General features: G+C 60.2%; 15 protein-coding genes. 6 read left to right on the forward strand and 9 right to left on the reverse strand.

Annotated elements, in window-relative coordinates:
• Positions 1–20 precede the first annotated feature (20 nt).
• Both ACQ4MY_RS07290 and ACQ4MY_RS07295 read left to right on the forward strand, forming a co-directional pair.
• Positions 21–899: an MBL fold metallo-hydrolase gene (locus ACQ4MY_RS07290; protein WP_440094569.1), complete on the forward strand. Its 879-nt coding sequence runs from the start codon at positions 21–23 to the stop codon at positions 897–899.
• Positions 900–1,161: 262 nt separating this feature from the next.
• Entirely contained in the window at positions 1,162–1,776 is a 615-nt protein-coding gene (locus ACQ4MY_RS07295) for an NAD(P)-dependent oxidoreductase (RefSeq protein ID WP_440094570.1), read from the forward strand.
• A 114-nt stretch (positions 1,777–1,890) separates the two neighbouring features.
• Here the strand turns inward: ACQ4MY_RS07295 and ACQ4MY_RS07300 are convergent, their stop codons facing one another.
• Positions 1,891–2,772 carry a LysR substrate-binding domain-containing protein gene (locus tag ACQ4MY_RS07300; protein WP_440094572.1) on the reverse strand — a complete coding sequence of 294 codons (882 nt, stop codon included), beginning with the start codon at positions 2,770–2,772 and terminating at the stop codon, positions 1,891–1,893.
• A gap of 229 nt (positions 2,773–3,001) precedes the next feature.
• On the opposite strand from ACQ4MY_RS07300, the gene ACQ4MY_RS07305 reads away from it, so the two are divergent.
• A complete protein-coding gene (locus tag ACQ4MY_RS07305; RefSeq protein WP_440094574.1) occupies positions 3,002–4,639 on the forward strand; it encodes a 5-guanidino-2-oxopentanoate decarboxylase in 1,638 nt (545 codons plus the stop codon).
• Positions 4,639–6,087, forward strand: a complete 1,449-nt coding sequence (locus ACQ4MY_RS07310) for an aldehyde dehydrogenase family protein (protein WP_440094761.1) — start codon at positions 4,639–4,641, stop codon at positions 6,085–6,087. Before ACQ4MY_RS07305 ends, ACQ4MY_RS07310 begins: the two co-directional genes overlap by 1 nt.
• Positions 6,088–6,237: 150 nt before the next feature.
• On the opposite strand, the gene ACQ4MY_RS07315 is transcribed toward ACQ4MY_RS07310, so the two are convergent.
• The gene (locus ACQ4MY_RS07315; protein WP_158831055.1) at positions 6,238–7,167 is read right to left on the reverse strand and encodes an AraC family transcriptional regulator; all 930 of its coding nucleotides are present in this window, start codon (positions 7,165–7,167) and stop codon (positions 6,238–6,240) included.
• Positions 7,168–7,536: 369 nt separating this feature from the next.
• Between ACQ4MY_RS07315 and ACQ4MY_RS07320 the strand changes: the two genes are divergently transcribed.
• Together ACQ4MY_RS07320 and ACQ4MY_RS07325 are read left to right on the forward strand one after the other, a co-directional pair.
• The gene (locus ACQ4MY_RS07320) at positions 7,537–7,890 is read left to right on the forward strand and encodes a putative quinol monooxygenase (RefSeq protein ID WP_440094576.1); all 354 of its coding nucleotides are present in this window, start codon (positions 7,537–7,539) and stop codon (positions 7,888–7,890) included.
• 44 nt (positions 7,891–7,934) lie between these two features.
• Entirely contained in the window at positions 7,935–8,177 is a 243-nt protein-coding gene (locus ACQ4MY_RS07325; RefSeq protein ID WP_038366794.1) for a hypothetical protein, read from the forward strand.
• A 4-nt stretch (positions 8,178–8,181) separates the two neighbouring features.
• Here the strand turns inward: ACQ4MY_RS07325 and ACQ4MY_RS07330 are convergent, their stop codons facing one another.
• From ACQ4MY_RS07330 to ACQ4MY_RS07360, 7 genes are all read right to left on the reverse strand, one after another.
• On the reverse strand, positions 8,182–8,811 hold the full coding sequence (locus ACQ4MY_RS07330) for a flavin reductase family protein (RefSeq protein WP_440094578.1): 630 nt from the start codon (positions 8,809–8,811) through the stop codon (positions 8,182–8,184).
• 133 nt (positions 8,812–8,944) lie between these two features.
• Positions 8,945–9,199 carry a hypothetical protein gene (locus ACQ4MY_RS07335; RefSeq protein WP_008080444.1) on the reverse strand — a complete coding sequence of 85 codons (255 nt, stop codon included), beginning with the start codon at positions 9,197–9,199 and terminating at the stop codon, positions 8,945–8,947.
• Positions 9,200–9,581: 382 nt separating this feature from the next.
• Positions 9,582–10,901, reverse strand: coding sequence for an MFS transporter (locus ACQ4MY_RS07340; protein WP_158831063.1), 1,320 nt, complete (start codon positions 10,899–10,901; stop codon positions 9,582–9,584).
• A 248-nt stretch (positions 10,902–11,149) separates the two neighbouring features.
• Positions 11,150–12,478 carry a sigma-54-dependent transcriptional regulator gene (locus ACQ4MY_RS07345; protein WP_158831065.1) on the reverse strand — a complete coding sequence of 443 codons (1,329 nt, stop codon included), beginning with the start codon at positions 12,476–12,478 and terminating at the stop codon, positions 11,150–11,152.
• Positions 12,478–14,238: an ATP-binding protein gene (locus tag ACQ4MY_RS07350; protein WP_440094580.1), complete on the reverse strand. Its 1,761-nt coding sequence runs from the start codon at positions 14,236–14,238 to the stop codon at positions 12,478–12,480. The genes ACQ4MY_RS07345 and ACQ4MY_RS07350 overlap by 1 nt, the downstream gene beginning before the upstream one ends.
• Before the next feature lie 220 nt (positions 14,239–14,458).
• Complete coding sequence (locus tag ACQ4MY_RS07355) at positions 14,459–17,188, reverse strand: RHS repeat-associated core domain-containing protein (RefSeq protein ID WP_440094582.1); 2,730 nt, start codon at positions 17,186–17,188, stop codon at positions 14,459–14,461.
• Between the two features lie 8 nt (positions 17,189–17,196).
• Positions 17,197–21,684, reverse strand: coding sequence for a SpvB/TcaC N-terminal domain-containing protein (locus ACQ4MY_RS07360; protein WP_440094584.1), 4,488 nt, complete (start codon positions 21,682–21,684; stop codon positions 17,197–17,199).
• Positions 21,685–21,719: the final 35 nt, after the last annotated feature.

Genomic DNA, 21,719 nt, shown 5'->3' on the forward strand with positions numbered 1-21,719 from the left:
TTCGCACACCGGAGCAACAGATGATCGGTTTCACCACACTCAAACGCGTTCTGCTCGCCACCGCTTCACTGGGTTTCGCCGCGCACGCAGCGGCGGCCAATTTGACTCTGGACGTTTACAACCCGGGCGCCAATGCGATTTTCCCAGTGACATCGGTGCTGGTCAGCGGCGAGAAAGACGCGATTCTGGTCGACGCACAGTTCGGCAAATCCCAGGCCGAACAGGTGGTGGAGAAGATCCGCGCCAGCGGCAAGCAACTGACCACCATCTACATCAGTCACGGTGACCCGGATTACTACTTCGGTCTCGACACCCTGACCCAGGCTTTTCCGAATGCCAAGGTGCTGGCGTCGCAACCGACCGTCGATCACATCAATCAGACCGTGGCCGGGAAACTGGCGTTCTGGGGCCCGAAAATGGGCGCCGACGTGCCGGCGAAAACCATTGTCCCGGGTGTGCTCAAGGGCGACAGTCTGATGCTTGAAGGGCAGAAATTGCAGGTGGTCGGCCTTGAGGGCAAGCAACCGGATCGCAGCTTCGTGTGGATTCCGTCGCTCAAAGCGGTGGTCGGTGGCGTGGTAGTGGCCGAGAACATTCACGTGTGGATGGCTGACACGCAGACCGCGCAATCCCATGCCGACTGGCTGCAGACGCTGCACGCGATCGAAACCCTGAAGCCGAAAACCGTGGTGCCGGGGCACTATCTGGGTGACAGCGGCCGCTCGCTGGCCAGCGTCAAATTCACCGCCGACTACATTAAGGCATTCGACGCAGAAACCGCGAAGGCCAAGGATGCTGCTGCACTGATCGCCGCGATGAAAAAGCGCTACCCGACGCTGGGTGAAGAGAGCTCGCTGGAGCTGAGCGCGAAAGTCGCGAAGGGGGAGATGAAGTGGTAACCCGCTCCATCTGAATACTGAGGTTTCAAGGATTGCTGATTGCCTTTGTGGCGAGGGGATTTAGCGAATCGTCGCACCGCCCCGATCGGCTGCGCAGCAGTCGCAAATCCTGAGAATGCGGTTTCACAGGAAAAAGCAGGGGAGCGCTTCGCACTCCATCGGGGATAAATCCCCTCGCCACAAAGTTTCCTCAGCACAGGGAATATCTTCACTCAATAGATATGTGCCTCATTTGAAACACTCAAGCCAACTGGAGAACGTCATGAGCAAGATCGCAATCATCGGTGCCACCGGCCGTGCCGGTAGCCAACTGCTGGAAGAAGCCCTGCGTCGCGGTCATAGCGTCACCGCCATCGCCCGCGATACGTCGAAGATCGGCGCGCGCGCCGGTGTCGTCAGCAAGAATGTCGACGTGCTCGATTCGGCGGCACTGCAAGAAGCGGTTGCCGGTCACGACGTGGTGATCACCGCGGCGCATTTCGCTACTGTTCCAGCGAGCGCCATCGTTGGGCCGGTGAAGCAGGCGGGCGTAAAGCGTTTGTTGGTGGTCGGCGGGGCCGGCTCGCTGTTGCTGCCGGACGACACCCGGGTGATCGACAGCGCCGGTTTCCCGGCCGAGTACAAGACCGAGGCCAGTGCGGGGGCGGCGTTTTTGGATGCGCTGCGTCAGGAGAAGGAACTGGACTGGACGTTTCTGTCGCCATCGGCGGAGTTTGTGGAAGGTGAGCGCAGTGGCAAATTCCGCGTCGGCCAGGATCACTTGCTGGTGAGCGCCGAGGGCCGTAGCTGGATCACCTTTGCCGACTATGCGATTGCACTGATCGACGAAGTGGAAACACCAAAGCATTCACACCAACGCTACACCGTCGGCTACTGACACATCCCCCTGTAGGAGCTGCCGAAGGCTGCGATCTTTTGATCCTGATTTTTTAGAATCAAAAACAGGATCAAAAGATCGCAGCCTTCGGCAGCTCCTACAGGGGATTTGTGTTTAGCGGGTGTGGGCTTGTTCTGTCAGCCAGATCATTAGTTCTTCGAGCGGTGGCGACGGCTCGGTTCCTGCTGGCAACACCACGTAGTACGCCAATCCTGTTTTCACTTTCAAAGCAAACGGCATCACCAGCCGTCCGGCGCGCAAGTCATCGCCGATCAACGACCAGTCCCCAATCGCCACCCCCGTGCCGTGCGACGCCATCGACATCGCCTGATCCAGCGTTTCGAAATGCTGGCCGCTGCTGATGTTGTTCAACTGCAGCCCGGCTGCGTTCAGCCACACCGACCAATCCTGAATATCGTGCGTCGGATGAAGCAACAGATGCTGCTGCAGATCCGCCGGTGCATTCAGCGCCGGTGAACCCTTGAGCAGCAGCGGTGAACACACCGGCGTCAGTTGCTCATCAAACAAGTGCAACGCGCCCGGCGAGTTATCGGGCGGCGCGCCGTAGATCACCGCCGCATCGAATTGCTCACGCTGAAAATCCACCCCGTGTTGCAACGAAGCCGTGAGTTTTACCGGCACGTCCGGGCGTTCTTTCTGCCATTGCAGCAAGCGCGGCAGCAGCCAGCGCATCACGCAACTGGGCGCCTTGAGTTGCAGGGTTTTGCGTTGTTGGCCGATCTGCTCGGTCGCTTCGCTGATCAGCCCGAAGATTTTTTCCACGCGCGGTAACCATTCACGTCCCTCGGCGGTCAGCGCCAAACCTCGGGCCAGACGGATGAACAGCGGATAACCAAGATGTTCTTCCAGCCCGGCGATCTGCCGGCTCACCGCGCCTTGGGTGATGTGCAACTGCTCGGCGGCACGGGTGAAGTTGCAGCACTGCGCGGTGATCAGAAAGGTGTGCAGGGCGGACAGGGGAGGCAGGCGCTTCATGGCGATCCAAGGTATGACGTGAGGACATGGCTAGTATGACTTTTAATCGATTGTTGCGGCTACCTGCCGACCGTTCAATGAGCCCATTGAGGGGCTTGATGTAGGAGTGAGCCTGCTCGCGATTATCGGTAGATCAGTCACTGCGATGTTGGATGTGATGACGCTATCGCGAGCAGGCTCTCTCCTACAGAAAAGCACGGTGTATTCAGCGAGCAGAAGGGCAATCGACATGGCGACGTGTGGCGAAGTACTGGTCAAGTTACTCGAAGGTTATGGGGTCGAGCAGGTGTTCGGCATTCCCGGTGTACACACCGTGGAGCTGTATCGCGGGCTGGCGCGTTCGAGCATTCGTCACGTCACCCCTCGGCATGAGCAGGGCGCCGGTTTCATGGCGGACGGCTACGCGCGCACCGCTGGCAAACCGGGGGTGTGCTTCATTATTACCGGCCCGGGCATGACCAACATCACCACCGCCATGGGCCAGGCCTACGCCGATTCGATCCCGATGCTGGTGATCTCCAGCGTGCAATCGCGCAGCCAATTGGGCGGCGGGCGCGGCAAGCTGCATGAGCTGCCGAACCAGAGCGCACTGGTTTCCGGTGTCGCAGCGTTCTCGCATACCTTGATGTCCGCCGCTGAATTGCCGGTGGTGCTGGCGCGTGCGTTTGCCTTGTTCCAGGCTGGTCGTCCACGTCCGGTACACATCGAAATTCCGTTGGACGTGCTGGTTGAAAACGCCGATGACTTGCTCGCCAGTGTGCCGGTCAATATTGACCGCGCCGGTGCTGCGCCAAGCGCAGTCAAGCGCATGAGCGAATTGCTCGCCGGTGCCAAACGTCCGCTGATTCTCGCCGGTGGCGGGGCCATCGACGCAGCACCGGAGCTGACCAAGCTCGCCGAGCTACTCGACGCTCCAGTGGCGCTGACCATCAACGCCAAAGGCATGCTGCCGGGTAACCATCCGCTGTTGATCGGTTCGACCCAGACGCTGGTCGCCACTCGCGCGCTGGTTGCTGATGCCGATGTGGTGTTGGCCATCGGCACTGAACTGGCCGAGACCGATTACGACGTGACCTTCGCCGGCGGTTTCGAGATTCCCGGCAAACTGCTGCGCATCGATATCGACGCCGACCAGACCGTGCGCAACTACCCTCCGCACCTGGCGCTGGTGGCCGACGCACGCAATGCTGCACAGGCTTTGTTGAACACCCTGTCGCAGGAAAAACTCGCCGAGCGCAGCAGCGATTGGGGGCAGGCTCGGGCCGGCAAACTGCGCGCCGAATTGGCCGCGAGCTGGGACGCGCCGACCCTCGCACAAACCCGTTTCCTCGACACCGTACTCGATGAATTGCCGAACGCCGTTTTCGTCGGCGACTCGACGCAACCGGTGTACACCGGCAACCTCACGTTCAACCCGGATCACCCGCGCCGCTGGTTCAACGCCTCGACCGGTTACGGCACCCTCGGCTACGCCTTGCCGGCAGCGATCGGTGCGTGGCTCGGTGGCCAACTCGACCAGGGCGCGCGGCCTCCGGTGGTGTGCCTGATCGGCGACGGCGGGCTGCAATTCACCCTGCCGGAACTGGCCAGCGCGGTCGAAGCGCGGGTGCCGGTGATCGTCCTGTTGTGGAATAACCAGGGCTACGAAGAGATCAAGAAATACATGGTCAACCGCGCCATCGAACCGGTGGGTGTGGACATCTACACCCCGGATTTTGTCGCGGTGGCCAAGGGGCTTGGCTGCGCGGCTGAAGCGATCAGCAGCATCGAACAACTGCGCAGCGCGTTGCGTTGTGCAAGCGATCGTCAGGGCCCGACCTTGATTGAAATCGACCAGAGCCAATGGATGCAGGCGGTGGCGCAATGATCAGTTTCCCAACCACACTCGATGGCCTCTACATCAACGGCCAATGGTCGGCGGGTGGTGAACACTTGCGCGTGATCAACCCGGCCACCGAAGCGCTGCTGACCACGGTCAATGGCGGTGACGAGCACGCGGTCGAGCAAGCCGTCGCCGCTGCCAGCGAAGCGTTCAAAACCTGGTCGCAAACCACTGGCGCCGAGCGCGGCGCGATTCTGCGCAACATCGCCAATGGCGTGCGCGACGGCCGCGAGCATTTGATGAAATTGCAGTCGAGCAATAACGGCAAGCCTCAATTCGAAGCGGCCATCGACGTCGATGACGTCATCGCCACCTTCGAGTATTACGCCGAACTTGCCGAAGCCTTCGACGCGAAACAGGACAGCAATGTGCCGCTGCCCAGTGATGATTTCAGCGCCCGTTTGCGCCGCGAACCGTGTGGTGTGGTCGGGCTGATCGTGCCGTGGAATTTCCCGATGGTGACCACCGCGTGGAAGCTTGCGCCGGCGTTGGCGGCAGGTTGCTGCGTGGTGCTGAAACCGTCGGAAGTGACGCCGCTGCCGGAGCTGGAACTGGCGGCGATCATTGCTGAATCGGGTCTGCCCAATGGTGTGTTCAATCTGGTTTGCGGCACCGGGCTGGCAGTCGGCGCGCCGTTGTCGGCGGACCCGCGTATCGCCAGGATTTCCTTTACCGGCAGCAACGCGGTCGGCGTGCAAGTGATGCAGCGTGCGGCGGAAACGGTGAAGGGCGTGAGCCTGGAACTGGGCGGCAAATCCTCGCTGCTGGTGTTGGCCGATGCTGATATCGACTTGGCGGTTGAACTGGCCTGTGGCGGTGCGTTTTTCAACGCCGGGCAGATGTGTTCGGCCACCAGTCGCGTGCTGGTTGCTGATGAGCTGGAAGAAGAATTCCTCCGTCGGCTACAGAAGCGTGCGCAGGCGATTCGCGTCGCGGATCCGTTCGACCCTGAGGTGGAAATGGGCGCGCTGGTCAACCAGGCGCAGTACCAGCGAGTGCTTGGGCATATTGATCGTGGGCTGAGCGCGGGCGCGCGGTTGCTCTGCGGCGGCAATCGCCCGGCGGATCTGCCGCGCGGCTATTTCTTGCAGCCGACGGTGTTCACCGATGTGCCATTGGACAGTGCGCTGTGGTGCGAAGAGATTTTCGGGCCGGTGGTGTGTGTGCGCAGTTTCAGCTGCGAAGCCGAGGCGATTGCGCTGGCCAATGACACACCGTTTGGCTTGGTGGCGAGTGTGGTGACGGCGGATGCTGTAGCGGCGGATCGCGTGGCCAATGCGTTGCAGGCGGGGATGGTGTGGATCAACGCGCCGCAAGTGATCTTCCCGCAGGCTGCGTGGGGCGGGTACAAGCAGAGCAGTATTGGTCGCGAGCTGGGGCCTTGGGGGTTGGCGGCGTTTCAAGAGATCAAGCATGTGATTCGGGCGGCCTGATCACAGAGGCGTATTGGCTGGCCTGGCCTCATCGCGGGCAAGCCCGCTCCCACAGGTTTATGGGTGTACACAAAATTTATGCACGGCATCGATTCCTGTGGGAGCGGGCTTGCCCGCGATGAGGCCAGCCGCCACACCGTAGCTTCCGGATCAGACCGACAACCGCAACCGCGCCAAATCCCGCAACGGCGGCGCGCCAAACAACCGGCTATATTCGCGGCTGAACTGCGACGGACTTTCATACCCCACCCGATACCCCGCCGCCGAAGCCTCCAGCCCCTCCGCCAGCATCAACCGCCGCGCCTCCTGCAAACGCAGCTGCTTCTGATATTGCAACGGACTCATCGCCGTCATCGCCTTGAAGCGGTGATGCAATGTCGACACGCTCAGGTTCACTTCCCTGGCCAGATCATCAATACGCAACGGCTGCTCAAAGTTGCCGTTGAGCCATTTGATCGCCTGGCTGATGCGGTGGCTCTGGCTGTTGGCAATCGCAATTTCATACAAACGATGGCCCTGCGGACTGCGCAGCAGGCGATAAAGAATCTCCCGGCGAATCAGCGGCGCGAGCATGGCGATGTCTTTCGGCGCATCGAGCAAACGCGCCAGACGCAGCACCGCATCGAGCATCGAACTGTCGATCTGCTCGACATACAAACCGCGCCCGGTCGGCCGCGTCGGTACGCCCATCGGGCCGGCGTCGGCAATCAGTGCGGTGATTTCGGCGGGGTCGATATCGAGGCGCACGGCGAGGATCGGATCCTCCGGCGACACGTTGACCACGCGTCCGCTCAACGGCATCGAAACCGAGACCACCAGGTAATTCAGCGGGTCGTAATTGAAGTACTCATCGGCCAGCCGCACCTCTTTGCGTCCCTGCGCCATGATGCACAGCGCCGGTTGCGCGAGCACTGGGGCAAAGTCATGGGATTTTGTGTGGCGTGACATGTACAGCGAACCGATGGCGGTCTCGTAGCTACCATCGTCCGTGGTGTTGCGGCGGATGATCGCCGCCAGTTCCGCGCGCTGTTTTTCCATGTCAGCGCTGGGTTCGGCTTGAAAACGATCGAATGACGTCATGCACGGCATCCTCGGCAAGGGAGGTGGAATGGAGCAGAGCATATGTTTGTGCAAGCGCGAGCGGTAGACACATCCTGCGAAATGCTTGCCTGATTCTGCACCGCGCTATTGCTCAACACCGACGCGACGCCGGACTGTAGGAGCTGCCGAAGGCTGCGATCTTTTGATTTTTGTCTTTAAGGTCAAAAGATCGCAGCCTGCGGCAGCTCCTACAGGGGATGTGTGTGAACTCAGGTTCAGACAAGTCTCGCAGGATTGTGCAACGCGGCGGCAGGAATCGACTAACGGCACTCAGCGCCTGGCCCTTAACCTTTGATCCTGTCGCAGCCCGTCCCCCGGCTGCCACGCGACTCCCTGGGAGGGTTGAACATGTCCAAGCAGATTCCCGTCAGTCATATGGCTTTTGTTCGAGCGCGCGCCGGGCGTTCGGCGGAACTCGGTGTACGCCTGAGCGCGTTGATCGAGCCGTCCCGCGCCGCCCCTGGTTGCCTGAGCTTCGCCTTGCAGCATTCGCAGTGTGATCCCGAGTTGTGGCTGGTCAGCGGGTTCTGGAGCAGCCAGCAAATGATGACCCACTACTTCAACAGCCCGTCGATGGAAATCTTCGCCGAGCTGGTACAGGAATTGGTGGTCAACAGCCTCGATTTCCACACCTTCAAAGACGTGTCGGCCGCGCAAGCCCTTGGTCAATGCCCGGCGCCGGTACACAAACTCGCCGGTTGAGGGTTTAATGTCCGGCTTAATCTGTCTGAGCCGGGATCTGTGACATGGCACGTAAAGAGTTCGAACACTTCGAAGCAGTTTCCGCAGTTGTTCCCGTCGAGTTGGGCGGCAACAAGGGCTATCACGCGGCAATCGCGGTCAAGGCCCTGGTCGATGGCGGCGCACCACGCTTTCACAAACTGCTGAATGATCAGGTGTTCCCCGGCGCCATTGCTGCCGACGAGGCAGCCATCAATGAGCTGGATAACCTCAAAGGCGTCACCGAAGACGCCGAGTTGATCTGGTAACGCGTTACTTGTTGGCGCCCGGACGCCACATCTTGAACAGGGCTTCAGGTCCCAACTGGAAATAATCCGCCGGCCCGCCGCCGCGCAGAATCGGTTCTGCTGCGGCGGTGTCGTAGATGCCGTCTTTCAACAGCCATTTGGCGATATGCACGGCGACCACTTCGCCGAGGACCAGCCAACTCGGCACGGTTTCGCCATCGGCGCGCTGCAACTGAATGATCTGCGTGACCTTGCACTCGAAGGACACCGGGCTTTCGGCCACGCGCGGCACCGAAATCACTTTTGACGCCACGGTCGTCAAACCTGCCAATTCAAACTCGTTGACCTCAGGCGCGACCATTGCGCAGCTCTGGTTCATCTGCTCGGCCAGCGGGCGGGTGGCGAGGTTCCAGGCGAATTCGCCGGTCTGCTCGATGTTGTTCAGGCTGTCTTTGCGCCCGACGCTGGAAAAACCAATGATCGGCGGAATGTAGTTGAAGGCGTTGAAGAAGCTGTACGGCGCCAGGTTCAACTGGCCTTGGGCATCCTGTGAGGAAATCCAGCCGATGGGGCGCGGGCCGACGATGGCGTTGAACGGATCGTGGGGCAGGCCGTGGCCGTTGGCGGGTTCGTAGAAATGGATGTCATCGGGCATGGCGGGTGATCCTGAGGCTGCGTTCTGAAGAGAGCCATAGTGCAAGGCCGCCCCCCATATTTCCAGCCAAACAAAAATCCCCAGAAATGACTAAGCCCGGCCGAAGCCGGGCTGTGCGCTTTACAGCAGGGGGTTAGCTGATGGCAGCGGATTGCGTGCGGTCATAACCGTCGGCGGCAAAGGTCGCGGAGCCGGTGCGATCGTAGCCATCTTCAGCGAAAGTTGCGGAGCCGGTACGGTCATAGCCGTCTTCAGCGACCGTGGCGGAACCGGTGCGGTCGTAACCGTCGGCGGCAACGGCGGAACCGGTGCGGTCATAACCGTCGGCAGCGAAGGTGTTGGCGGCCAGTACGGACAGGGCGAAGGCGAGGATCAGTTTGGTTTTCATGTCGGTTACTCCGGATTCGTTGGCGGGTGTGTCTTGCATGGGTTTCATGCTACGCCAACTAAATTGATTAAAAAGCGCAAAATAATGCTAAAAACAATCGATTAACTTGATGTTAAGGGCGACGCATTCAGATCGCTTTCGTCGTCGCAGCGAACGTCGCGCAGGTAATCGATCAGGTAGGGGCAGGATGCTTCGCCAGCATTAATTCGCGATTAATCACGAGTTGGCGTGGGTGACGGATTGTTCATGCAGGGCTGAATAATGCGGCGACCGCAATCGCGAGCAGGCTCACTCCTACAGGGGAACGCATTCCAAATGTAGGAGTGAGCCTGCTCGCGATAGGGCCAACACAGCCACCGTTGCAGTGGCTGTGATATCACGATCAGTCAGTGACGATCCGCGAGTGCTTCTGGGTGTCTTTCATGGTCACGTACACCAACAGCGACACCGCGATGCACGCCGTGACATACCAGTAATAACCGGTTTCCATGCCGATGCTCTTGAACCACAGCGCGATGTATTCGGCCGTGCCGCCGAAAATCGACACGGTCAGTGCGTACGGCAGGCCGACGCCCAGTGCGCGGATTTCAGTCGGGAACAGTTCAGCTTTCACCACCGCGTTGATCGAGGTGTAGCCGCTGACGATGATCAGCGCCGCCATGATCAGGAAGAACGCGCCCCACCAGGTCTGAATGGTGTGCAGGGTCATCAGGATCGGCACGGTGAAGATCGTGCCCAGCACGCCGAAGGCGATCAGGATCGGGCGACGACCGATCTTGTCCGACAGGCCGCCGATGATCGGTTGCAGGCACATGAACAGGAACAGGGTCGCGGCGGAAATGGTGGTCGAGTCGGAAATGCTCATGCCGACGGTGTTCACCAGGTATTTCTGCATGTAGGTGGTGTAGGTGTAGAACGCCAGCGTACCGCCCATGGTCAGGCCGACCACGGTCATCAGTTCTTTGGGGTGACGCAGCAAGGTGCGCATGGCGCTTTCCTTGGCTTTTTCTTTCTTGGTGAACGACTCGGTTTCTTCCATGCCGCGACGCAGGTACAGCGCCACGACTGCGCACAGCGCGCCGATGGCAAACGGAATACGCCAGCCCCACGCGTACAGCTCTTCAGTGGTGAGGAAGTTCTGCAGCACGATCAGCACGCCGAGGGCGATGAGCTGGCCGGAGATCAGGGTCACGTACTGGAAGCTGGAGAAGAAACCGCGACGGTTCTTGGTCGCCATCTCCGACAGGTAGGTCGCCGAGGTGCCGTACTCGCCGCCGACCGACAGGCCTTGCAGCAGGCGGGCGAACACCAGCAGCACCGGCGCGCCGACACCGATGGTTTCATAACCGGGGCTCAGGGCGATGATCAGCGAGCCGAAGCACATCAGGTAAACCGAGGCCATCAGCGCTTTTTTGCGGCCGACCTTGTCAGCGTACAAACCCATCATCCAGCCGCCGATCGGGCGCATCAGGAAGCCCACGGCGAAAATCGCAGCGGTGTTCAGCAGTTGAGCGGTGGTGTCGCCTTTAGGAAAAAAGGCTTTAGCGAAGTACAACGAGAAGGCGGCATAAACGTACCAGTCGTACCACTCGACCATGTTGCCGACGGAGCCGCTGAAGATCGATTTGATCCGGCTGGCGGTGGTTCGTTCTTTGGCGGGCACGGCAGCCGACCCAAGGGGCAGGGCGTTGGAGTTATCCATTGAAGGATCCTTCGTTTAATTGTTTTTGTGGAGCGCGTTGAAACGCAGCCTGCGTGGGCTGTAGCAGGAGCTGTGCCAACGGGGAGAGGGCCGGTTTAGAGGGGGGAGGGATGCTGGATAGGCGGAAATCCGCTTGCCGTCGGATATGTGTGAGCGGAAAATTGCCGAAGAGACCAAAAGATCGCAGCCTGCGGCAGCTCCTACAGTGGACCTATGTAGGAGCTGCCGCAGGCTGCGATCTTTTGACTTTAAGGGCTTACAAACATTTCCCGACTCAACCCATGCCGCTGCATTTTTTCATTAAAGGTACGCCGCGGCAGTTGCAGTTCTTCAAGCACCGCTTTCACATCGCCCTTGTGCCGCGTCAACGCCGCGCGCAGGCACTGCGCTTCAAACGCTTCCTGTTGCGCCGCCAGCGACTGCCCTGGATCAATCCCCGGCGCCGGCTCATCCAGCCCCAGCACTTGCCGTTCGGCGACGTTGGCCAGTTCACGGACATTGCCCGGCCAATCATGGCTGAGCAGGTGACTCAACTGCGCGCCCGTTAACGGCGGGAACGTCCGGCCGAGGCGCTGCGCCGCACTCTGGGCGAAGGTCTCGAACAGCAACGGAATGTCTTCACGCCGATCGCGCAGCGGCGGCAAGCGCAGTTCCGCGACGTTCAGGCGATACGCCAGGTCCTCGCGAAAACGTCCGGCGCGGGCCTCATCGAGCAGATCAGGTTTGGTCGCTGCGACAATGCGCAAGTCGACGCGAATACTCTGGTTTGACCCTAGCCGCTCGAGCTTCTGCTCCTGCAATACCCGCAGCAGTTTCACTTGCTGAGCCAACGGCATGCTTTCGATTTCATCGAGAAACAGCGTGCCGCCATCGGCGTATTCCAGCTTGCCGATGCGTTTGCCGGAGGCGCCGGTGAAGGCGCCGCTCTCATGGCCGAACAACTCGGCTTCGAACAATTGCTCAGGGATCGCTGCGCAGTTCAGCGCCACAAACGGCTTGTCTGCGCGTGGGCCGAAATCGTGCAGGCAGCGCGCAACCAGTTCCTTGCCGCTGCCGGTTTCGCCACGGATCAATACATTCACCGGCAGCGCTGCCAGATCCAGCACCTGTCGACGCAACGTCTGCAAACCCCGCGACACACCGAGCAACGTCGCATCGAGTTTCGCGCGGTTGTCGGCCTGTTCGTGCAGGGCGCGGTTTTCCAACACCAGCGCGCGTTTGTCCAGCGCCCGGCGCAGGCTGCCGAGCAGGGTTTCCGGGCTGAAGGGTTTTTCCAGAAAGTCATACGCGCCGTCGCGCATCGCTTCGACGGCCATCGGCACATCGCCGTGGCCGGTGAGCAGAATCACCGGCAGATCGGCATCACGTTTCTGCACTTCAGCCAACAACGCCAGGCCACCGATGCCGGGCATGCGCACGTCGCTGAGGATCACCCCGGCAAAGTGCGCGGGCAGGGCGGCGAGGCAGTCTTCGGCGCGGCTGAACAGTTGCACCTCGAACCCGGACAGGCTCAGCCACTGCTCGACGGCGTTGCGAATGCTGCTTTCGTCATCGACCACCATCACCGAGTTGAGCATCAGATATGCGCCTCCAGATCGATCGGCAAGGTCAGGCTGAACACCGCGCCGCTGTCGCCATTCTCCACGCTCAAGCGCCCGCCGGATTCATGCACGATAGCGAAGGAGACCGCCAGCCCCAGGCCCAGACCGTCACCCACAGGTTTGGTAGTGAAGAACGGGTCGAACACCTGGCCCAGATGCTCCTCGGCAATCCCGCCGCCGTTGTCGCTGACGCTCAGTCGCCAGAGCTGCTCGTCGGCCTCCAGACGGATTTCCAGACGCTTGCAGGGTTTGCCCTGCATTGCATCGAGGGCGTTGCGCAGCAAGTTGATCAGCACCTGTTCGAGACGAATGGCATCCCCGCGCACCCAGGCTGGACGCGCTAAATGCAGGACCAGACTGACCTGTTCGTCACGCAAGCGCGCGTCCAGCAACTGCAATGATTGATCGACCACCGTGGCCAGATCCAGCCGTTCGCGCAATCCGCTGGGGCTTTTGCGGGCGAACGTCTTGAGGTGGCCGGTGAGGGCGGCCATGCGCGTAAGCATTTCATCCACCGGTTTCAGCGCTTTATACGCGTCGTCGACACGGCCATGGTCGAGCAGCAGGCGCAGGGTCGCCAGCTGCATGCGCTGAGCGGTCAGCGGCTGATTGATTTCGTGGGCCAGCGCGGCGGACATCTGCCCCAGCGCCGCCAGTTTGGCCGACTGCACCAGACCGTCCTGCGCCGTGCGCAGATCGCGGGTGCGCTCTTCGACCAGTTGCTCCAGCTCTTCGCGGCTGCGCTGACGCAGCTTCGCCAAGCGCCAGCGTTGATTGAGGAACAGCAGCAAAAACACCAGCGCCAGCCACACGCCGGCAGCAGCGAGCCCGGCGTTGCGCAAATCTTCGAAGGCGACCTGCGGGTGACGGAGCAAATGCAGGGTCCAGCCTTCGGTGGTCAGCGGCAGCGATTCCCACAGATAATCCGCCGTGCCTTGCGGGCCTTCAACGCGGCGCAGATCGCTGTTGTCATCGAAGCGGCGCAAGGACAGATGCGTCAACGGCGCCAACGCCTGTTTGTCGTACTGGCGCGTGGTTTTGATCTCGGCCTGATCGGCGGCGCTCAGCGGGCGCAACAGGCGATAGCGCCAACCGGGCTGATTGGCGATAAAGATAATGCCGCGCGCATCGCTGACCAACAGCGTGTCACTGCCTTGGCTCCACTCACGCTCCAGCTCGGGGAATTCCAGCTTGACCACCATCGCCCCGAGGAACTCGTTGTTGTCGCCAAGCACTGCGCTTGAGAGAAAATAACCGGGAATTCCGCTGGTCACGCCTACCGCATAAAAACGCCCGGAGCCTTGGGTGCGGGTCTGGCTGAAATAGGGGCGAAAGCCATAGTTGTGGCCGACATAACTGCTCGGCAAGCGCCAGTTGCTGGCCGCCACGGCGAGCCCCGTTTGATCGAGCAATTCAAGGGTCGAGGACTGCGCCGCACCGTTGATTTTTTCCAGCTTGAGGTTCAGCGCCGCCTGTTGTTCGGCATCGACGGTACCTGCCAGCGCCGAGCGCAGTTGCGGGTCCAGCGCGAGCACGGCGGGCAGGGCGCGATAGCGATCAATCAGGGTGTGCAGCGAGTTGGCGTACAACGCCAGTTGTTGATTGGCACGGGCGGCATCTTCTTCCAGCGCCTGACGTTCGGCGTGGCGGATGGCAAGGGTCGCGGCAAGGGCCGCACCGGCGATGATCAGCAGGGTATACAACGACAGACGCAGGGTACGGGAAGTCGGCAGCATGCTGGGCTAATGGATAAAGGGACGGGCCGGCACGATAGCATGGGTCCGACGATCCTTCTCGAATGACTCGCTACCCGATCAGCATGGTGCGTGCGCAAGTACTCGACGATAGACACGGCCACGCCGCGAATGTCGATAACGTGCAACCGCGGAGTACGCCAGTGGAGTTTGGCGCTAATACCCACGCTCCATACCCGGGGTCAGCTCAAGTCTATGTAATTCAATCGCCCCGATACCGATTACGAATGGCCGGGACTTTTTGCTGATAAATGTTGAGGAATCCTCGAGAGGTCTCGATGTTGTTGCGGGCGAATCCCGCAAGCTGCGTCATATCGGACTGGCGTAACGTTTTCGCTTGTGCCGTGCCTACCCGGTTGCGTCCCAGGTCGATCAGGTAGTCGCGCATCCCGTGTTGTTCATCGTAAAACTCGTTGATCCCCAGTTCGGCAAACGCGGTGTTGGCCGATACGGTCAATCGCGTGACCATCGCATCAAGTTCATCAAGAGTGCTGTGTATTTTTGTCAGTTTCAGCGATGACAAACCTTCCTCGGCTTCATTGGCTTCCTGTGCAAGGCTGCCCAGGGCCATGGCCTCACCCACGCCGGGCACATAGGCGCCTATGACTTTACTGAGGCCATCCGCCGCCAATTGCTGCAAACCCTCACGGCTGCGCACGTCGTACTGTTCGCGGGAGGGGAGCGGGGACGACTGCTGCAATTCTGCCGCAATGGCATCAGGGTTGAAGGTAGAGGTGCGTGGGACAATCGGCGAGGTCAACTGCAGTGGTGCCATCAGCTTTCCATAAAGGCCAACGCTCCGGTCGGCGATGTTGTTGCCCAGTGTCAAACCGATCAAATCAGCGGAAAGCCCGGGCAAGGCTTCGGAGGCAAACGTGGCGGCATTGTACGAGGTGAACCAGCCGGCGGCGGCGCTGCCGATTTGATAAACAACGTTCTTTGCCAGCGTCTTGCGCCATTGCCCGGGATGTTGCAGATCGATCAGTTGATCCTGAAGGCTACTCATTTTTCGATCTATGGAAGACAACGCCTGCATGTTCCAGCTGATCAGTCGCTTGAGTTCGGTGGGCGAGCGATTGAGCCCGGTGTCATCGAAATAGTTCATTGGGTTGTTGCCGACGAATGCGTACAGGTTCAGCCCGTCCACATCGCCTCCCGGATCGGCGCTGACCCAGCGCTGCAGCCACGGCGCGTAGTAGCGCGCCCCGTAGTAATAGAGGCCACTGACGTCCATCTCTTTACCGGAATAACGGATGAACTTGTACGTCACTTCGATCAGCGAGCGTGCCGCCATCCAGGCGGTGGCGCCGAACGGGTAGTACCCCTCATGACTGATCATCCGGCCCTGATGGTCAAGCTCCATCGTGCTTGAGCCCAGATGATCTTCGAGGGTGTAGCGCATTTGAGTCTGCTCGACCCCTGAGGGTGGTGACGTGAGCCAATGCAGACAACGCACGCTGCCGACGCCGGTGGCGAGCGTGATGACGTGCAACGCTTCACCGTTGTCTTTGCTGCGGATCTCCAGGCCGGGCAGGTAGCGCACTGCGTGAAAATGTTTGCCGCCATCGTGGAGGTGGCGCTTGTACACCCGGACGCCCTGGCTGTACTCATAAAATTCTTCGTCATCAGGCAGATTATCGCGTGCTACCAGGGTGATTTTTTCCAGTTGATCGCGTGTATTCCATTGCAGAGGCTGGCCCGGTTGCAGCATCTGCTGATTGCCATGGCGGTCGAACAGCGTGTCGAAATCCGGCTCGGGATCGTTGTCGTTGCAGCGCACGCCACGGTTGCTGTTCGGGTCGATACGCATGCGCCGGGTATGGTTGGCGCCGTCGCGAACGTGACGAAGCTCGACAAGATTATTGCCGTGATCGTAGGTGTACGTCTGGACGTAGTTGCGTCGGTCGTTGGGATCGGTCGGTTGCGGGCGACCGGGATTGTCCCGTGGCACCGCGTCGTCGTAACCGCTGGCGCTGAGCAAACGGTACAGCGAGTCGTAACTGAAATCGCGAGCGCCGTCGACGCGTTGATTGGCAAAGTAAGTCGGTGTGAAGGTGTGGTCGAAAATTCGGGTGATGTTGCCGACCCGGTCATAGGTGTACTCGAAGTCCTGCAACGGTGACTGTTGCCCAAGTTGCGCCGAGTGCCGATGCAGCCGGCCATCTTCGGCAGCGTATTGCCAACGGCTGGTCACGCCGTTGCCGGCCTCTTGCTCAATGACCTGTCCGGCTGCGTTGTAGTGGGCGTTGAGTTGAACTGTTTGCCAGGTTGTCTGCGCGTTGAGTTGCAACTGCACCTGTTGGATCTGCCCGGCCAGGTCGTAACGAAATTGTTGCTGATGGCCACCGGCATCAAGGTGTGCAAGCAAGGCGCCCAACGGGCTGTAGGTGCGCGCACTGGTGAACGACTGGTTGTCAGGGGAAGTGAACGTGTCGCGCAGTAAAGCGCCGGTCATGGCATAACTTTCGCAATCAATGCGACCCGACGGATCGACCTGATTGAGCAATTGCCCGCGCAGGTTCATCGACGGATTGGCCGAGCCGTCGGCATACACGAAGGTCTCGACGTTCGGCTGCTGGTTTTCTTCAAGCGCCACAACGCGCATCAGCTTGTCGTAACGGGTGCGCCAGACGTTACCGTGTCCATCGCGGCGCTCCAGTGTTTCGCCTGCCAGGCCCGGCAAGTACGCCCGAGGGCCGGCGTCGACGCTTGCGGATTTCAGGACGGTACCGTTCAGGCCGTAAACGCTGGTTTGGTTGGGCGCCAACAATCGGGGGTCGCGCTGTGCTGTCAAGCGCCCGGCAACGTCGTGTTGCTGACGGGTGATCAGTGACTGCGTTTCGCCGCCCGCGACATTGCGCAGGTATTCGATTTGCCTGATGGGCAGCCCGCGTGGATCAGTGGCGAGTACCGATGGCGTACGTCTGTGCATGTTGGCGCTCATGCATTGGTCTTTTTCTTGGCAGATTCGGTGGGTTTCCCAGCAGGCACGACAGGTTTTTTTGCTGGTTTGACTGCATTTTTCTCAGGGCTGTCGTCAGTGTCGTTGTAGTCGTAATCGCATTTGAACCAGGGGTGAAAAATGCTGTAGGCCAAATGGCCCAAGGCATTTATCGTTTTGATCTGGCGCCCCTGTGCGTCATAAAACAGCTGATCGTAATGCCCGTGTTCGCGCATCGAGATGTCATTGATGCAGCGGTGGCTGTTGAGAAAGTACGGACGATAAACCCGGATTGCTTCGCCCTTGTGGTTGTACTCGACCCGTGCGCTGACACGCCAGCGTGGCTCGGCCGGCGCTTCTTTCGGTGCGCCTGCGTCATCAAGCAGCAGCGTGTCTTCGGCAGTGGCCAGGTACGCCGACCCCGGTTCGACCAATTGCTTGCTTTGCAACTCGCGGCCGAAGCCGTCGATGTAGCGGATGCTGATCTGAATCAGTTGCAACGGATCATCGTGATACCGATCGGCTGCCAGGTTGACGCTGTGCACCGGTTGGCGTGCGGTTGAAGCGAACAGGTCGAGCAGCGTCTGCTCGCTGGCGCTACGCCATTTGAGCCCGGTCAACCAGCGCAGGGCTGTGGCACGAACACGCCCGTTGGGCAGCATCAGGCCTTTGGCGATCCACTCCTGCCTTTCGAGTTGCAGCGTCCCGGGGGGCAGCAACGGCATCCAGCTGAACAGTTCTGTCCGCACCACGCTGGCAGCTGAAGCGATCACTTCATGAGGGTTGGCGAGAGCGTACGCGGGGCTCAGATCGAGTTGTTGAGGATAGACCGCCAATTCTTTGAAGCCGGCCGGCTGGCCGTTTTCGGTGCCATGAACACTGTGCACCATCGGCTGGCCACCCGGTTCGTAGAGCACTTCGTTGATGTTGTCGTTGGCGTCCTTGCTGCGCAAAGGCAGCAAGGTGTGATAGTCGTGCTGCACTTCAGTCTTGCAGCCGTCCGGCAAGATGATTGCGTTGATCAGCAAGTGCAACGCGTCGTGGATGATCTGCGTTACGCCGTGGCTGGCAGTCTGCTGCACCGCACTGACCTGATAAAAATCGGCAGCGCCTGCGTAACTGAAAAACCCGCTGTGGGCCGACCAGAGGTTTTCCCGCGCGTCCTCAGCCGCATCGACGGGGAAAAACAGCGCCATGGGTCGATAGCCGATCTGCCTGAGCTCGGCACGAATATCCAGCGCGAGACTGTCGTAGGCCGTCAGGGCTTTTTCGTCAAACACGGCACTCTCTACCGGCCCCGGCAGGGGCGGGTAAAGGATCTTGCCGTCGGTGTCTTGCTGATAGGTGTGCCTGGTGAGCGAGGTCAGCTCGCGCAGGTCGTTCCAGTTGTCGCTGTCCTGATACTGGGTAAAGTTTTCGAAGCTGATGATTGCCGGCGTCAGGCCCAGCGGCAATGCGCCTTTTTTCAGCACAAACGCATTGCTGCGTTGGCGTGAAGGCAGCCCGAGATGCCAGTGGGGGGCGTCGGTCAGATGAATGAAGTCTGCACGTGATTCGCTCAGATAAAACCAGCGTTGTTGTTCATCGTGGCTGTCGAGCCAGGCACGTCGCTGATCCTCTTCTTCGAACGGCGGTTCGTCGGTGTCCGTACGGCGCCGTGCGCAATCTATGGTGATGCCATGAACAAGCATGCCATACGCATCCCATGCCAGATTGACCACGTGCTGACAACGCGGGTCGTCCATGAAGCGCTCGTATTCGAAGCTGCGCGATTCCAGTTCCTGCACCAACAGGCTGGAGGGTTGGTCATGGATCTGGCAGATCCGATAGCGAACCTCGGTTAGCGCAAACAGCGGGGCCGGCGCGGGATCGTCTGCTTGGCTCATCTCGGTGCGCAGCAGTCGGCCACTGAGCGCGTAGGCGATTTCATGTGCTTCGGCAGAATCAGCCTTGCCTGGGCGAACGCCTCTCGAAGTTTTGATCAATGGTGAATATAGGGTGAGGCCGAGCGGTGTGTATTCAATGTCGCTCAGACAAGTGTCGAGCAAAATCTGATCGACCCGTTGCCCGGTATGAAACCAGCTCTTGCTCTTCGTCGGCGCCGTGTGGCCGCTCGCGGCCTTGCCGGGCTCCTGCTCGCTGTCGGTCTGATAAACCCGGGCGAAACCGCGGAACTCACGTGCCCCACGGTCGTAGTAACCTTCGAAGTATTCCCAGAACTGCATCAAATAATTGCCGGTGATCTCATCGTCCTGGCGTAACCAGGCGAGCACATGCTGAGGGAACGGCAGGTGGCAAACGGGATTTTTTCCGGCAGACAACAGCTGCTGTTTTTCATCCAGCCAGCGTTGCGCGCTGCTGACATGGCCGAGTGTGGCGCTGTATCCCATGTTGTTGTTGCAACCTTCAAGCAGGTAAGGCCGTTCGCTGACGAAGTGATACACCCAGTGCTGCGGTTGCATGTGCGGCACGGTCAACAGCAGGCTGGCGCAACCGAGGCCTTGAAGGTCGGCGAAAGTCACCTGGCAAAGATTGTCGTAACGAACGCCCGCAGGCCATGGCACCCGCACCGGCGTGACGGCCAGACCATTGCCGCCGTGGTTGAACCAGATCTCGAAGTGATCGGATTTCAGATAGATCACGGCGGGCGCGCCTGAGCCGTCGAGATCGGCGACGCGCGTTTGCTCGGTGTTGAAATTATCGTAGCTGTAAGGCAAGTCCCCCAGCTTGAACCCTTCACCAAACCGGCCATGACCCAGGTTGGCCCAGCACTCCACCTGATCGTGGCGGATCCGGCACAGCCCGCTCAGATCGCTGGCGTGCAGATTGCCGAGAAACACCTGCTCCTTTGGGGCCGGACCGAATACTGGCAGTCTGTCGGTGGTGTGCGGTTCCTCGTGGCCGCGCGCGAAACCGGATTCCCGCAGGTTGGCATACACCCGTACGTTGTTCGGACCGATCAAGGCGACGGAATCCAGACCGTCGCCACTGAAGTCGCCCAATTGGCTCGACAGATGAAAAAACTCCAGGGGAAATCCGTTGAACGGTTTGAACAATGACCAGCTGCGATCCGGGTTGAGCGTGTAATAGCCACTGATTCCGGGTTGCGCGACAACCCAGTTCAGGCAGCCGTCGCCCGTCAGGTCAGTGAGGATTTGCACCATGGGTTTGCCGAGATCGGCAGTGGGCAGCAGCGGCAGCAAGGTCCATGGGCCGTAAACAATCTGCGCCGTGCCGGGCTCGCCTCGCAGGGGTTCGCGGTAGTACCAGGCATTCTCGTACTGGCACAGGAAACCAGGCAGGCCTTCACCGTAAAGATCGACGCAATGGTAGGGCGCGCGGTCGTTGAGGCCGGGCATGTGCTCGAATGGCGAGAAAGGTTGTGGCGCGGTGTCGAGCACGAAGTCCTTGTAATAGTACTCAATGGGCGGTGAATGCTTGACCCGCCCAGTGGCGTCGTAACTCATGTAATGGGCGGCTTTGAGCTGGGAGTAGCGCAACTCGGTGGTCTGGTATTCCAGCAGCAGGCGATTGACCAGGACCTTTTCCGCTCCGATGTCGTTGTATATCAGAAACTGCCGGCACAGGCGTCGCGTGCCCAATTCGAAGCCGTAGCGGTGCAGGCGGGAAGCGTCGTCGCGGATCGGCCAAAGGTCTTCCGCTGCGGTAAATGGCGGCACGGCGTCGAAGGCCTGTGTGCGCTCGCCATAATCGACTATCGCCCGAAAATACCAGCGCATATCCTGCGGTTGCGCGTGGTTCAGGCAAAACAACTCGGCACTGGCGGTTTCATTGCCGTAGCAGATCTGCCGCAGATAACGCTGCGCGCGATAGTCAAAGCGTGGGTCTGCGGGGCGGGTGTCGGCCTTGTATTCGAAGAAAACATGCTCACCGACGGCGTTCATGATTTCTACCAGCAGCCATACGGCGATGTGTTCCGGTTGATCCGGGTCGTAGAGACAGGATGCGGTGCTGTTGCCGTAGCACGATTGACTGCCGTCGGCGCCGTAGACGATCCAGAACTCGCCACCGCCGGCGGCGGGCGTCCACAATTCATAGCGGCTGAAGGTGCTTTCCAGCCTCGGCAGATAGTTCACTACCGCGAACTCTTGCGCGCTGCGACCCTCTCCGCGTGTACGTTTGCGGGTCTTGAGCGTGCCTCCAGTGGTCAGCTCGGGCCGCAATTCGGTGCCGTCGGCGAGCATGACATCGGTGGCCAGGTATTTCGGCACGCCGGTACTGGTTTTACGCCGGATGGCAGGTTCAGACAGATTCCAGCCGAGGCCGCACTTGCCGTTGCCCGCGTTACCGTCGTAGGCAAGCATCGTGTCGGGCACCAGTGAGCGAGCGGACAGAAAAGGCAACGCCAGCTGATAAGACCGTTGCCCCGTCGCACCGATATCCCCCCAACTGCGGCCATGGGTGGCAATGGATGCGGTTTTGGCGATGGAGGGCGGCGTAACGAGCGCATCGGCATCTGGAGTCATGGCAGGTAACCTGTGAACAGGGCAGAGAAAGTGCC

Source organism: Pseudomonas sp. SM4, assembly GCF_051913165.1.
Taxonomy (GTDB): domain Bacteria; phylum Pseudomonadota; class Gammaproteobacteria; order Pseudomonadales; family Pseudomonadaceae; genus Aquipseudomonas.